This is a genomic window from Pantoea sp. Ap-967, assembly GCF_011752565.1.
In the GTDB taxonomy this organism is placed as follows: Bacteria; Pseudomonadota; Gammaproteobacteria; order Pseudomonadales; family Pseudomonadaceae; genus Aquipseudomonas.
Genome location: NZ_VWXK01000004.1, coordinates 149902 through 163504, shown reverse-complemented (window position 1 = coordinate 163504; position 13603 = coordinate 149902). Strand labels below are relative to the sequence as shown.

The 13603-nt window shown below is 66.1% G+C and carries 11 protein-coding genes; 6 read left to right on the top strand and 5 right to left on the bottom strand.

Features of this window, described 5'->3' with window-relative positions:
• Positions 1–144 precede the first annotated feature (144 nt).
• From F3J45_RS06405 to F3J45_RS06395, 3 genes are all read left to right on the top strand, one after another.
• Entirely contained in the window at positions 145–1356 is a 1212-nt protein-coding gene (locus F3J45_RS06405) for an MFS transporter (protein WP_167059068.1), read from the top strand.
• A 152-nt stretch (positions 1357–1508) separates the two neighbouring features.
• The gene (locus F3J45_RS06400) at positions 1509–1646 is read left to right on the top strand and encodes a hypothetical protein (protein WP_167059066.1); all 138 of its coding nucleotides are present in this window, start codon (positions 1509–1511) and stop codon (positions 1644–1646) included.
• 94 nt (positions 1647–1740) lie between these two features.
• Entirely contained in the window at positions 1741–2901 is a 1161-nt protein-coding gene (locus F3J45_RS06395) for an MFS transporter (protein ID WP_167059064.1), read from the top strand.
• Positions 2902–3021: 120 nt separating this feature from the next.
• On the opposite strand, the gene F3J45_RS06390 is transcribed toward F3J45_RS06395, so the two are convergent.
• Both F3J45_RS06390 and F3J45_RS06385 read right to left on the bottom strand, forming a co-directional pair.
• The gene (locus F3J45_RS06390; protein ID WP_167059061.1) at positions 3022–3978 is read right to left on the bottom strand and encodes a FecR domain-containing protein; all 957 of its coding nucleotides are present in this window, start codon (positions 3976–3978) and stop codon (positions 3022–3024) included.
• Entirely contained in the window at positions 3965–4480 is a 516-nt protein-coding gene (locus F3J45_RS06385; protein ID WP_167059058.1) for a sigma-70 family RNA polymerase sigma factor, read from the bottom strand. Before F3J45_RS06385 ends, F3J45_RS06390 begins: the two co-directional genes overlap by 14 nt.
• A 173-nt stretch (positions 4481–4653) precedes the next feature.
• Here F3J45_RS06385 and F3J45_RS06380 point away from each other — a divergent pair, with 173 nt between their 5' ends.
• From F3J45_RS06380 to F3J45_RS06370, 3 genes are all read left to right on the top strand, one after another.
• The gene (locus tag F3J45_RS06380; protein WP_167059054.1) at positions 4654–5280 is read left to right on the top strand and encodes a DNA-3-methyladenine glycosylase; all 627 of its coding nucleotides are present in this window, start codon (positions 4654–4656) and stop codon (positions 5278–5280) included.
• A 149-nt stretch (positions 5281–5429) separates the two neighbouring features.
• Entirely contained in the window at positions 5430–6479 is a 1050-nt protein-coding gene (gene ada, locus F3J45_RS06375; protein ID WP_167059050.1) for a bifunctional DNA-binding transcriptional regulator/O6-methylguanine-DNA methyltransferase Ada, read from the top strand.
• A gap of 56 nt (positions 6480–6535) precedes the next feature.
• A complete protein-coding gene (locus F3J45_RS06370; protein WP_167059044.1) occupies positions 6536–8938 on the top strand; it encodes a DUF3772 domain-containing protein in 2403 nt (800 codons plus the stop codon).
• Between the two features lie 89 nt (positions 8939–9027).
• Here the strand turns inward: F3J45_RS06370 and F3J45_RS06365 are convergent, their stop codons facing one another.
• The 3 genes from F3J45_RS06365 to F3J45_RS06355 all read right to left on the bottom strand — a co-directional run bounded on the left by F3J45_RS06365 (position 9028) and on the right by F3J45_RS06355 (position 13567).
• Complete coding sequence (locus F3J45_RS06365; RefSeq protein ID WP_167059041.1) at positions 9028–10245, bottom strand: DUF3422 domain-containing protein; 1218 nt, start codon at positions 10243–10245, stop codon at positions 9028–9030.
• A gap of 378 nt (positions 10246–10623) precedes the next feature.
• Positions 10624–12054, bottom strand: coding sequence for an aldehyde dehydrogenase family protein (locus F3J45_RS06360; RefSeq protein WP_167059038.1), 1431 nt, complete (start codon positions 12052–12054; stop codon positions 10624–10626).
• 13 nt (positions 12055–12067) lie between these two features.
• The gene (locus F3J45_RS06355; RefSeq protein ID WP_167059035.1) at positions 12068–13567 is read right to left on the bottom strand and encodes a cytosine permease; all 1500 of its coding nucleotides are present in this window, start codon (positions 13565–13567) and stop codon (positions 12068–12070) included.
• Positions 13568–13603: the final 36 nt, after the last annotated feature.

The window sequence follows — 13603 nt, the reverse complement described above, 5'->3', positions numbered from 1 at the left end:
TATTTACGGGGATGTTGTCCAAGGATGCTAAATATATTGAGAACCATTTACAAGTACGCGACGACCGGGGGTTAAAAAAGGTAGCTATGTATCTATTTGTTTCCTGATAATCGGATCCCAAACCTGCGGACGGGATTCAAGTTCATGGCCATCAGCAGCACCCCCACCACCAGCCCCTCGGCGGCCAGCCAGGCCAACCCGCTGGTGATGCGCATCATCACCTTCTGCGCCCTGGCGCACCTGATCAACGACCTTATCCAGTCGGTGCTGCCGGCGATCTACCCGATGCTCAAGGCCAATTACGACCTGAGCTTCGCCCAGGTCGGCCTGATTACCCTGACCTTCCAGATCACCGCCTCGCTGCTGCAGCCCTGGGTCGGTTTCTTCACCGACCGCCGGCCAACGCCGAACCTGCTGCCGCTGGGCACCCTGTGTACCCTGGTGGGCATCGTCATGCTGGCCTTCGTCGGCAGTTTCCCGATGATTCTGCTGGCCTCGGCGCTGGTGGGCATCGGCTCGTCGACCTTCCACCCGGAAACCTCGCGTATTGCTCGCCTGGCCTCGGGGGGGCGCTTCGGCCTGGCCCAGTCGACCTTCCAGGTTGGCGGTAACGCCGGTTCCGCCTTCGGCCCGCTGCTGGCGGCGGCCATCGTCATCCCGTTCGGCCAGACCCACGTGGCCTGGTTCGGCCTGGCCGCGCTGTTCTTCTTCGGCGTAACCCTGCTGCTGCGCCGCTGGTACAAGGCCCACCTCAACCAGGCCAAGGCGCGCAAGGCGGTTCAGGCCACCCATGGCATCTCGCGCCAGCGGGTGATCGCGGCGCTGGTGGTGCTGGGCCTGCTGGTGTTTTCCAAGTACTTCTACATGGCCAGCTTCACCAGCTACTTCACCTTCTACCTGATCGAGAAGTTCGGCCTGTCGGTGGCCAGTTCCCAGCTGCACCTGTTCCTGTTCCTCGGTGCGGTGGCGGCCGGTACCTTCTTCGGCGGGCCGATCGGTGATCGCATCGGGCGCAAGGCGGTGATCTGGTTCTCGATCCTGGGTGTCGCGCCGTTCACCCTGGCGTTGCCCTATGCCGACCTGTTCTGGACCACCGTGCTCAGCGTGGTGATCGGCTTTATCCTGGCCTCGGCGTTTTCCGCCATCGTGGTGTATGCCCAGGAACTGGTGCCGGGCAGCGTCGGCATGATCGCCGGGGTGTTCTTCGGGCTGATGTTCGGTTTTGGCGGCATTGGCGCGGCGCTGCTGGGGTATGTAGCGGACTTGCGCGGGATCGAGTACGTGTATGGCCTGTGCTCGTTCCTGCCGCTGTTCGGGATGTTGGCGGTGTTTCTGCCAAATACCGGTAAGCGTTGAGATCGCGGGGGGCTGCCTTGCAGCCCATTCGCTGTAGGAGCGGGCTTGCCCCGCGAATGGGCCTCGCAGAGGCCCCAGGGCAATTGACGACTGATCCTGTGGTGGCCTAGAGTGCCGCCTCTCTTTCCAACTCCTGCGTAGTAGCCAGAGCAATGCGCCGTAGCCAATCCCTCCCACACACCCGCCAGCCTGCCCTCCAGGCCATGCGTCGTGCGTGGCCGAGCGATACGGTGCTCAAGCGCCGGCGCAGCGTGCTGTTCGCCTTCACCTTCTCGCCACACCAGCCCTGAACTGACCTTCGTGCCCCAGCGTTGCCCGCCCTGATGGCGTGCGCGTGGGCGCCTGTATTTTCGCGTCTTTTCAGTTTTTTACCTGGAGTGGTACATGAACATGCGTTTGCTGGCGGGCCTTCTGTTCGCCGTGTCGGTGGTGGGCTTCAGCCTGGGGGCCAGCCTGCCGCTGGTGTCGTTGCGCCTGCACGAGGCGGGGGCCGGCACCCTGGAAATCGGCGTTATTTCGGCCATTCCCGCCGCGGGCATGATGCTTTCGGCGTTCCTGGTCGACGCCTGTTGCCGGCACCTGACCCGGCGCACCATCTACCTGTTGAGCTTCAGCCTGTGCACGGTGAGCGTTGCCTTGCTCGACGCTGCCTTCGATTCGTTGTGGCTGTTGGCGGTACTGCGCCTGGGGCTGGGTATCGGCATGGGCATCGCGATCATCCTTGGCGAGTCGTGGGTCAACGAGCTGTGCCCGGACCACAACCGCGGCAAGATCATGGCCCTGTACGCCACCAGCTTCACCGGATTCCAGGTGCTTGGCCCGGCCCTGCTGGCGCTGCTTGGCGCAGACAGCCCGTGGATCATCGGCGTGGTTACCTGCTGCTACGGCCTGGCCTTGCTGTGCATCCTGCTGACCGTGCCCAACGACCATGTCGAGCATGGCGATGAGGGCGAAAAGAGCTTTGGCCTGGCTGGCTTCTTCCGCGTAGCCCCGGCGCTGTGCGTGGCGGTGCTGTTCTTCTCGTTCTTCGATGCCGTGGTGCTGTCGCTGCTGCCGGTGTACGCCAGCAGCCATGGCTACGCGGTGGCGGTGGCGGCGCTGATGGTGACCGTGGTGTTCGCCGGTGACATGGTGTTCCAGCTGCCGCTGGGCTGGCTGGCCGACCGGGTCGAACGTACCGGGCTGCACCTGGTGTGCGGGTTGGTGGCGATGGCCATAGGCATCGCCTTGCCGTGGTTGCTGCAGATGCCTGGGTTGCTGTGGCCGATGCTGGTGCTGCTGGGCGCGGTGGCGGGGGGGATCTACACCCTGGCATTGGTGCTGATCGGGCAACGCTTCAAAGGCCAGGACCTGGTCACGGCCAATGCCAGCGTCGGCTTGCTGTGGGGCGTGGGCAGCCTGATCGGGCCGTTGGTCAGTGGCGCGGCGATGGATGTGGCGCCCCATGGTTTGCCGATGGCGCTGGCGGTGATGGCAGGGCTGTTCGTGTGCTTTGCCCGCCAGTCGTATCGGCGGGTGGGGAAATTGCGGGCGGTTGCGGACTGAAGCTTGGTGGTTGCCGGTGGTGGCCTCTTCGCGGGGCAAGCCCGCTCCTACAGAGGGAATGTGATCTCGACGTAGGAGCGGGCTTGCCCCGCGAAGAGGCCACCACAGGAAAACACGCTGTCAGGCCGCGCCGATGTTTACCCAGTACCGCGTGCGGTAGTCGATCCGCACCGGCAGGCTATGGCTCAACAGGTGCAGTATCTGCTCAGTGTCCCCCAGCTGATAGGTGCCGGACACCTTCAACCCGGCCACCTCCGGCGCGCAGCGCAGCAACCCCGGGCGGTAGCGCGCCAATTCGGCAACGAACTCGCCCAGTGGCATCTGCTGAACGCTGAGCACGCCGTCGGTCCACCCCCACGGGTCGCCATGCAGGCTGGCGCTCGCATAACGCCCCCCTGGCGACACCTGCAACACCTCGCCGGCCTGTACCAGGCGCGCCGAGGGGGAAAAGGGAAACAGCGTCACTTCACCACGGCGCACGGCCAGCAGCAGGCCTTTGTCGTTCTCACGAAGCAGCACCTGGCCGTTGCGGGTATCGAGTTCGCCAACCCGGGTGTTGATGCGAAACGGCCGGTTGTCGTCGGCGTTGCTGTCCAGGCTGATTTCACCGCGAATCAGCGTCAGCTCACGCTGCTCGCTGCTGAAATGCAGGTCGATGGCGCTGGCGGTGTTGAGTTGCAGGCGGCTGCCATCGCTGCCCTGCAGCTGGCGCCGTTCCCCGGTGCCGGTGCTGCTGTCGGCAATCAGTGCCGACAGGCCCAGGGGCTCGCGGGACGCCCAGCCGAGGCCACCGCCGACGGCGAGCACGGCCAAAAGCTTGAGCTGGTCGCGGCGGCTGATGCGCTGGCGCTGGCTGGCGTCGAGGGTGCGCCGGCTGAGTTCACTGGGCAGCACCGCCAGTTCGTCGCGCAGTTCGCTGACCCTTTTCCAGGCCTGGATATTCTGCGGGTGGCTGGCCAGCCACTGCTGGAACTGTTGCTCCGTGCACGGGCTTGGGGTATCGAAACGCAGCTTGACCAGCCATTCGATGGCCTGGTCGACCTGGGCCTGCGCTGGGGCGCGCTCAGCACTCGGCATAGCGCAACCGGTAGCAAACGCCCAGGGCCTTGGCCAGGTCGCGTTCGACGGTGGCGCGGGACACCTCCAGGCGCAGGGCGATCTGCGCAAGGCTCAGGCCGTCGAGCTGGGCCAGCAGGAAGGCCTGGCGCACTCGGGGTTTGAGCTGGTGCAGGGCACGGTCCAGGCGTTCCAGGGTATCGAGAATGACCAGCCGGTGTTCTTCGCTGGGCGCTTCGCCCTCGGGCAGCAGGGCCAGGCTTTCCTGATAGGCGCGCTCCAGGGCGCGACGGCGGAACTGGTCGATCATCAGGCCGCGGGCAATGCTGCTGAGGTAGGCGCGTGGCTCTCTCAGCGGTGATGCCTGGCGCGCCCGCAACAGGCGCACGAAGGTGTCCTGGGCAAGGTCTGCGGCGTGCTCCTGGCAGCCGACCCGGCTGCCCAACCAGCCGCGCAGCCAGGCGTGGTGAGACTGATAAAGCAGGGCGACCTCGGTTGGCTTGAGCGTGTCGTTGATCTGCATCGTAGCGAAGGCCTGGCCCCTGGAGCGTGCGTTTTTGTGAATGGTTCTCAATTCTAGGCGGGGACGCGGGTAGGGGGCAATGGCATACCAGAAATTAGCTGCGCAAGATCCGGGGTTTGTCCGATGAACGGCTGCGCTAAGCTGGACCTGCCCTGAATGCACTGGAGTCCTTGATGAGCCCTGCCGAACTTGCGCCTGACGCCTACCGCGATGCCCGCGATTACCTGGCTGCACTGGACCCGGACTGGGCCCGGCACATCGCGCTGACCGGGCCCTGTCTGCACCGCACGACGCCTGGGCGCGAGCCGTATGAGGCGCTGGTACGGGCGATTGCCTACCAGCAGCTGCATGCGCGGGCCGCCGAGGCGATTCTGGGGCGGTTGCTGGCGCTGTTTCCTGAGCAGGCGTTTCCGACGCCTGCGCAGTTGCTGGCGGTGACGCCCGAGGTGATGCGTGGGTGCGGGTTTTCCGCGAGCAAGCTGGCGACGGTGCACGGCATCGCCCAGGCGGCGATGGACGGGGTGGTGCCCAGCCGTGAGGCGGCGCTGGGGTTGGCCGATGAGGTGTTGATTCAGCGGTTGGTGGCGCTGCGTGGGGTTGGGCGTTGGACCGTGGAGATGTTGCTGATCTATAGCCTTGAGCGAGCGGATATCCTGCCGGTGGACGATTTTGGCGTGCGCGAGGGGTATCGCCGGCTCAAGGGGTTGGACAAGGCGCCGACACCGGCGCAGATGCGCTCGCTTGGGGGCGCTTGGAGCCCTTATCGGACCGTGGCTGCCTGGTACTTGTGGCGGGCCTGATGTTGATGCATCGGCATTGCCGGCCCTTTCGCGGGCAAGCCCGCTCCCACAGGACCCTCTCAGGGCCGAAGCCTTGCGCCGACTCTGTGGGAGCGGGCTTGCCCGCGAAAGGGCCGCAACAGGCAAAACACGCGTTGAGGTAAACCACCATGAATGCTTTCACCACTGACAACCAACGCTGGCAAGCCGTGGAATCGCGCGACACTCGCGCCGCCGGCCACTTCGTCTACGCCGTTCGCACCACCGGCATCTACTGCCACCCCGGCTGCAAATCACGCATGGCCAAGCGCGAAAACGTCGAATTCTTCAACGATGCCGCCAGCGCCGAAGCCGCCGGTTACCGCGCCTGCCGCCGCTGCCAGGGCAAACCCGACGAAAGCCGCCGCTCCACGCTGGTCGCCCGCGCCTGCCGTTTGCTGGAGAGCGCCGAAACCCCACCCAGCCTCGACCAGCTCGGTGCGCAACTGGCCGTCAGCCCGTTCCACCTGCACCGCCTGTTCAAGGCCGAAACCGGCCTGACCCCCAAGGCCTACGCCAGCGCCTTCCGTGCCCGGCGCCTGCGTGAGCGCCTGGGCGATGCAGGCTCGGTGACCGATGCCATCTTCGACGCCGGCTACAACTCCAACAGCCGCTTTTACGAAAGCGCCGAACAACGCCTGGGCATGCGCCCGCGTGAATACCGGGCCGGTGGGGCGGGGGCGACCATTCATTTCGCCCTTGCCCAGTGCTCGCTGGGCGCCATCCTGGTGGCCCAGAGCCAGAAAGGCATTTGCGCGATCCTGTTGGGCGACGAGCCCGAACCGCTGCTGGAGCAACTGCAAGACCAGTTCCCCAGTGCCCGGCTGATCGGCGGCGATGCCGACTATGAGCGCGTCGTTGCCGAAGTGGTGGGGTTTGTCGAGGCGCCGGCCCTGGGCCTGGACTTGCCGCTGGACGTTCAAGGCACCGCCTTCCAGGAGCGAGTGTGGCAGGCCCTGCGCGAAGTGCCGGTGGGCAGCCGGGTCAGCTACACCGACATCGCCGAGCGCATTGGCGCGCCCAAGGCCGTGCGTGCGGTGGCCATGGCCTGTGCGGCCAATCACATTGCGGTGGCCATACCCTGCCACCGCGTGGTGCGCCGTGACGGCGACATCAGCGGCTACCGTTGGGGCGTGGAGCGCAAGCGGCAACTGCTGGCGCGAGAAACGGCACTCTCCTGAACGGCGCAAGCCGCGTAGAATCCCCCGCCTGATCGCGATGTAAAGAGGAACATTCGATGAGGCGTGTCAGCCTTGCCCGTTTTTACCTGGGCTTTCTAGCCCTGATGCTGGTGGTGGTTACCCCGGCCTGGTCGGCGCCGGCCACCCCGGTGTCCAGCCTTGCCGCAGCCGAAATGCCCGTGCTGGACGAAAACGCCAGTTATGAGCAGTTGAGCGACCGGCTCGACCAGATCCGCCAGGGCGTGACCAGCAGCGCCAACGACGACGTGCTGTCGCAGTTGCGCATGGCCGCCGTGCAGGTGCAGCGCCAGGCCGATGCCTTGAGTGCCCTGCGCAGCGCCGATGTGGAAAAGCTCGACGACAAGCTCAAAGTGCTCGGCCCGGTGCAGCCGGACGAAGCCGAGAGCCTGACCCGCCAGCGCCAGCAACTGGATGCCGAGAAAAAGGCCCTGGTCACCCAGCAGGACCAGGCCACCAAGCTGATGCAGTCGGCCCGTGACCTGTCCACGCAGATCGTCAACCTGCGCCGCAGCCAGTTCAACTCGCAGATCCTCAGCCGTGCGCAAACCCCGCTGAGCCCGGCCTTCTGGCAGAGCCTGATCCGTCCCACCAGCGATGATGTGCAACGCCTGGGCGATCTGCGCGGCGAGGCCGCCGATGCCGTGGCCAGCGCCTTCAGCGCCGACCACCGCTGGTTGTTCATCGCCAGCCTGGTAGCGGCGGTACTGGTTTGGACCGTGGTGCGCGGCCTGCTCGAGCGGCTGCTGGCCAGCACCATGGTGCACCGCCTGCCAGAGGGCAGGCTGCGCCGCAGCGCCCTGGCCCTGAGCGTGAGCCTGGCTACCCTGGGCACCATTTCCGGTTCCGTGTCGTTACTGCGCTGGGGCCTTGAAAGCAGCGCGGAACTGGGCTCGGACATTGCCAGCCTGACCAACCATATCCTTACCCTGGTGGTGTTCAGCGCCTTCATCACCGGCCTTGGCCGCGCCATGCTGATGCTGCAGCGCCCGTCCTGGCGCCTGCCGCCGATCCATGACGAAGTGGCCCACGCGCTCGGCTGGTTCCCCAAGGCGCTGGCACTGGCGTTGATGGTCATGCTGACCATGGAGCGCATCAACAGCGTGATTGGCACCAGCCTGGCGCTGACCGTGGCCACCAATGGCCTGACCGCCCTGGTGGTGTCGGCGATCTTCACCACAGCCTTGCTGCGCTACCGGCGCACCCGGCGCAAGTACGAACTGGCACGCCCGACCGGGTGGGCCGGGTTGATTCCGTTCGTGAGCGTGGTGTGGGTCGGGCTGATCGTGCTGACGCTGCTGGCCGGTTACCTGACCCTGGCCTACTTCCTCACCGCCAAGCTGCTGTGGATCAGCGTGGTGGCGGTGTGCGCCTACCTGCTCACCACCTTCCTCAGCGACCTTTGCGAGGCGCTGCTGTCGCCGCGCCAGCCGGGCGGCCTGGCGCTGGCCTCGAACCTGGGCCTGGCGCCGCGCCACCAGGCCCAGGCCAGCACCATTCTGGTCGGTATCAGCCGCACCGTGCTGCTGTTCCTGGCCGTGCTGCTGGCGCTGATGCCCTCGGGCACCAGCCCCGGTGAACTGCTGCTGAGCCTGGGCGACTGGGACGGCACCGGTGGCAAGCTGCTGGGCAACCTCAACATTGTGCCCCAGGACATCCTGGTTGCGCTGGCGATGCTGCTCGGTGGCCTGTTCGGCATCCGCGTGGTCAAGCGCTGGCTCAGCGAGCGCCTGCTGCCGGAAACCGACATGGATGCCGGCATGCGTGCCTCGCTGGTGACCCTGGTGGGCTACCTGGGCTTCCTGTTCCTGGCCATGATGGTGATGTCGACCCTGCACATCAACTTGACCAGCCTGACCTGGGTGGTCAGTGCGTTGTCGGTGGGTATCGGTTTCGGCTTGCAGCAGATCGTGCAGAACTTCATTTCCGGCCTGATCCTGCTCACCGAGCGCCCGGTGAAGGTAGGGGACTGGGTGAGCCTGGCCGGGGTCGAGGGTGACATCCGCCGCATCAACGTGCGGGCCACCGAGATCCAGATGTCCGACCGCTCGACGGTGATCGTGCCCAACTCCCAGTTCATTTCGCAGAACGTGCGCAACGTGACCATGGGCAATGCCCTGGGCGTGGTCGGCATCAGCCTGACCCTGCCACTGGAAACCGATGCCAACCGGGTGCGCGAGCTGTTGCTGGCGGCGTACCACGAGCACGAGGCGATTCTGGATGCGCCGGCCTGTTCGGTGTCGTTCAAGGACCTGACGGCCAGTGGCATGGTGATCGCGGTGAGCGGTTATGTGGCCGGGCCGCGGCAGGTGTCGAGCACGCGCAGCGACCTGTTGTTCACCATTCTTGGGCGCTTGCGCGATGAGGGGATTGCCTTGTCTTCGCCGCAGAGCATGGTGCTGTTGCAGGACGGCACGCGCCCGGCCGGCGAGCCGGTGTGAAGCCGGCGCAAGCCCGCACCTACAAGCGAATGCAAATCCCTGTAGGAGCGGGCTTGCCCCGCGAATGGGCTGCAAAGCAGCCCTGCGCCTCAATGCTGCTTAGCCTGCCTAATCCTAAGCGATATCACCAACAACACCAGCAACACCGGCGGCGCCATCCCCAGCAGCGCATCGCGCGCCGTCAACTCCAGCCCCAGCACATTCAGCCCGCCATACAGCAGCTTGAACAGGTTCAGCAGGTAGTAGGTGATGGCAATGATCGACAGGCCCTCCACCGCCCGCTGGATCTTCACCTGGGCGTCGGCCCGGGCATTGAGGCTGCGCAGGATCCCGGCATTCTGCTCTTCCATCTCCACCTGCACCCGCGCCTGCAGCAGGTCGCCCAGGTTGGCGACGTTCTTCGCCAGTTGTTCCAGCCGCTGCTCGGTCGCCGCGCAATAACGCACGGTGGGTTTGAACCGGCGCTCGATGAACACCCCCAGGCGCTGGCAGTCACCCACGTGGCTTTCACGCAGTTCGCCCAGGCGCTCGAACACCAGTTGCGCATAGGCCTGGGTGGCGCCGAAGCGGTGGCGGGTTTTCACCGTGCGGCTGACCACTTGCCGCGACAGGTGGGCGATGGCTTCGAGCAGGGCCTTGGAGTCATGCCCATCGCCCCCGGCGCTGCGTTCCGAGAGCTGCACCAGGGTTTTGTCGAAGGTGTCCAGTTCCTGGCTCAGGGCCTTGGCCGTGGCCAGGGTCAGCGAGGCCATCATGCGGTAGGTTTCGATTTCAAGCAGGCGGCGGATCATGCGGCCCTGGCGGTAGGCATTGAGGCGGCGGTTGATGAACAGGAAGCGGTTGGTGCCGTCCTCGGTCAGGCGAAAATCGCTCCACACCGTGGCATCGCCACCGCCGACGCAGGAGCCGCAGGGGTCCTTGAAACCGTAGTGGGGCAGGTCGAGCGCCTGTTCGCCGCGCACCAGTACCTGAACCGCGTTGATCACCTGGGCAGCCTGCGGCGCGATGGCCTCGGCCAGCACTGGCGGTAGTGCTTGCCAGTCGATGTTGTCGGCGGCGCAGGGCACCACCAGCGTCAGGGTGAAGAACTCGGTGTGCCGTTCCCACTTGAACGGGTGGCCGTCCAGGCGGGTGATGCCCTGGGCGGCTCCGGCGTCGATCGGCTCCGGGCAGCAGCGTTGCAGCAGCGCGGCGCACGCTGCATCGCCGCCGAGCAGGGCCAGGTGGAAGACATGCGCCGGGCCGTCGAAGTACAGCGACGGGCGGGCGTGCAACTCGTTGTGCAAGGCGGTGCGTTGAGGGTGCATGGTGGTCCGGCCTGGTGTTGTGATTGTGGGGGTACCAGGGAGTGGGACTTTGGGTGGGGGAGGGAAAGTCACGGGGGCGCTGTATATTCGTCTTGAGTGCTTCAGCGCCTGGCAGATCGAGCGCCGCCCGCGCGGCGCTTCGCGAGCTGCGCTCGCTCCTACGTTTGTTTTTGGCCAGTAACGCCTGTGGCAGGCGCGCGCGACCGCCTTGTTGGTACGACGCGATATCGCGCCATGCGCCAAGGCGTTCGCGCGCCAATCCCCCAGGACTCACTGGCCCGAAACAAACGTAGGAGCGAGCGCAGCTCGCGAAGCGCCGCGCGGGCGGCGCTCGATCTCACAGGCGCCAAAGATGGCGTGGCGGACACCCCTAGGCCATCACCCCAGGCATCGCGTCACATGCTTCACCGACTGATAAGCCGACAACCCCCAAGGCCCCAGCTCGCGACCAATGCCGCTGCCCTTGGTACCACCCCACGAGGTTTCGACAAACACCGCCTGCACCGAGTTGATCCACACATGGCCAACCTCCAGCGCATCGGCCACCCGTTCGGCACGCGCAAGGTCGGCAGAGCACACCGTGGCCACCAGCCCGAAGCGGCTGTCGTTGGCCTCGGCAACCGCCTCGTCCTCGGTGGCAAAGCGCCGTGCACACAGCACCGGGCCAAAGATCTCCTCGGTCCACAGGCGGCTCTCCTTCGGCACATCGGCGTACAGCGTGGGGCTGACGAACCAGCCTTCACGCTCCAGCACCTGGCCGCCGGCCAGGCACTGCAAGCCTTCTTCACGCGCCGTGGCGAAATAGCTGGCCACTTTCAGCCACTGCGCCTGGCTGGTCAGCGGGCCCATGTCGACTTCTTCAGTCAGCGGGTTGCCGACCCGCAGGTTGTCCAGTGCGGCCTGCAGGCGCGGCAGCAACACATCGGCAATGCCGTCCTGCACCAGCAGGCGCGAGGTGGCCGAGCACATCTGCCCGGCGTTCCAGCTGATGCCGGCGACGATCCACTCAACCGCCTGGTCCGGGTCGCAATCATCGAACACCACAATCGCCGACTTGCCACCCAGCTCCAAGGTCACCGGCCGGCACTGCGCCGAGGCGCTGCGCATCACCTGGCTACCAACGCTGTTGCTGCCGGTGAACGACAGCTTGTCCAGGCCGCTGTGGTTGCTCAGTGCGGCGCCGGTTTCCGCCTTGCCGTTGACGATGTTCAGCACGCCGGCGGGCAGGCCCAGGGCATCGGCGATCTGGCCGTAGGCCTGCTCGATCAGTGGGGTCACCTCCGAGGGCTTGAGCACCACGGTGCAGCCTGCGGCCAGGGCGGGGGCGAGCTTCCAGGCGCTGGTCACCAGCGGGAAATTCCACGGCACGATCAGGCCGACCACGCCCACCGGCTCCAGCCGGGTGCGGGCGCTGAAGCCCGGCGCGGCCAGCGGCACGTCGCGGTTCTTGCCGGGCAATTGCTCGGCAAGGCCTGCGTAGTAGGCGAAGGTGGCGATTGCGTCGTCCAGGTCGATTTCGGCCTCGTGGCGTGGCTTGCCGTTGTTGCGCATCTGCAGCGTGATCAGCGCTTCACGGCGCTCACCGAGCTGTTCGGCAAAGCCACGCAGCACGGCTGCGCGCTCGCTGGCGCTGACGTTCTTCCAGGCAGGCAGTGCGGCACGAGCGGCCGCGACGGCCTGGTCTACCTGGGCGACGCTGGCGGCCATCAGTTCGGCGAAGGGCAGGCCCAGGGCCGGGTCGTTGACGCTGATGCAGTCGCTGCCCTGGCCTTCGACCCAGCGGCCGGCAATGTAGTGGGAGGTGGTCATGGTCGGTATCCAGTCAGGCCATTTCGGCAGAGGTTACCGGCGTGCGTGGGGCGCTTTTGCAGCGCACCCAGCGCGGGCCCTTGGGGCCGTACACGCCAGCAGGTTCAGGGAACAGGTTGAGCAGCAGCAGGTACAGCACGCAGGCGATGCCCAGGGTGACCGGCAGGCTCAGGTCGATGCCGCCGGCCAGTTCGCCCAGCGGGCCAACGAACTGCCCCGGCAGGTTGACGAAGCACAGGCCGACCATCGCACTGGGAATCCACGCACCCATGCCGCGCCAGTTCCAGCCGTGGCTGAACCAGTAGTGGCCGCCGCGCTGGCCACGGGTGAACACTTGCAGGTCATCGGCGTGGTAGAAGCCGCGGCGGGTGATCAGGCCAAGGATCATGATCACCATCCAGGGGCTTGTGCAGGTGATGATCAGCACGGCAAAGGTCGATACGCTTTGCACTAGGTTGAAGGTGAAGCGGCCAATGAAGATGAAGGCGATCGCCAGCACGCCAATCAGCAAGGTGGCCCCGGCGCGGCTGAGCAGGCGCGGGAACACGCTGGACATGTCCAGGCCCGTGCCATACAGCGCGGTGGTGCCGGTGGACATGCCGCCGATCACGGCAATCAGGCACACCGGCAGGAAGAACCAGCTTGGCGCCACCGCCAGCAGGCCGCCGACGTAGTTGTTGGCGGCGATGTAGTCCGGCGCCTGGCTGGCCACCAGGGTGGCGGTGCACAGGCCGAACAGGAACGGGATCAGCGTCGCCACTTGGGCGGCGATCACTGCCAGCATGATGCGGGCCTTCGGCGTTTGCCGCGGGATGTAGCGCGACCAGTCACCGAGGAAGGCGCCAAACGACACCGGGTTGCTCATGGCCAGGATCGCCGCGCCGACGAACGCCGCCCAGAAGCCCGCCTGGCCGAGGTTGACGCTACCGGCAAAGCCCGCGTCGAATGGCCCGGCAAAGGCGAAGATGCCCAGCAGGAACAGCAGGCTGGAGGCCCATACGGCAATCTTGTTGACCCACAGCATGAAGCGGAAGCCAAAGATGCACACCACCAGCACCAGCACCGCGAACAGGCCATAGGCCAGTCCCAGGGTCAGGTCGGTTTCCGGCAGCCCGGCCAGGCGCTTGGCGCCGCCGACCAGGGCATCGCCGGAACTCCACACCGACAGCGAGAAGAACGCCACTGCGGTCAGCAGCGACAGGAACGAGCCGACGATGCGCCCGTGCACACCGAAGTGCGCGCCCGACGACACCGCGTTGTTGGTGCCGTTGAGCGCGCCGAACAGGCCCATTGGCGCCAGGATCAGCGCGCCCACGCCGACGCCGAGCAGAATCGCCCAGACCCCCGCCTGGAACGACAGCCCGAACAGCACCGGGAAGCTGCCCAGCACGGCGGTGGCGAAGGTGTTGGCACCGCCGAATATCAGGCGGAACAGGTCCAGCGGGGAGGCGTCGCGTTGATCGTCGGGGATCTGTTCGACGCCATTGGTTTCGATACCGGTCGATTGGCTCATGGTGAGGCTCCAGCGCGGTTGTTGTAGGCCCGTCGC

Excerpts from the sequence above, each read along its gene's own strand:
- F3J45_RS06405 (WP_167059068.1), top strand. The coding sequence starts at position 145 with ATGGCCATCAGCAGCACCCCCACCACCAGCCCCTCGGCGGCCAGCCAG.
- F3J45_RS06400 (WP_167059066.1), top strand. The coding sequence starts at position 1,509 with ATGCGCCGTAGCCAATCCCTCCCACACACCCGCCAGCCTGCCCTCCAG.
- F3J45_RS06395 (WP_167059064.1), top strand. The coding sequence starts at position 1,741 with ATGAACATGCGTTTGCTGGCGGGCCTTCTGTTCGCCGTGTCGGTGGTG.
- F3J45_RS06390 (WP_167059061.1), bottom strand. The coding sequence starts at position 3,978 with ATGCCGAGTGCTGAGCGCGCCCCAGCGCAGGCCCAGGTCGACCAGGCC.
- F3J45_RS06385 (WP_167059058.1), bottom strand. The coding sequence starts at position 4,480 with ATGCAGATCAACGACACGCTCAAGCCAACCGAGGTCGCCCTGCTTTAT.
- F3J45_RS06380 (WP_167059054.1), top strand. The coding sequence starts at position 4,654 with ATGAGCCCTGCCGAACTTGCGCCTGACGCCTACCGCGATGCCCGCGAT.
- ada (WP_167059050.1), top strand. The coding sequence starts at position 5,430 with ATGAATGCTTTCACCACTGACAACCAACGCTGGCAAGCCGTGGAATCG.
- F3J45_RS06370 (WP_167059044.1), top strand. The coding sequence starts at position 6,536 with ATGAGGCGTGTCAGCCTTGCCCGTTTTTACCTGGGCTTTCTAGCCCTG.
- F3J45_RS06365 (WP_167059041.1), bottom strand. The coding sequence starts at position 10,245 with ATGCACCCTCAACGCACCGCCTTGCACAACGAGTTGCACGCCCGCCCG.
- F3J45_RS06360 (WP_167059038.1), bottom strand. The coding sequence starts at position 12,054 with ATGACCACCTCCCACTACATTGCCGGCCGCTGGGTCGAAGGCCAGGGC.
- F3J45_RS06355 (WP_167059035.1), bottom strand. The coding sequence starts at position 13,567 with ATGAGCCAATCGACCGGTATCGAAACCAATGGCGTCGAACAGATCCCC.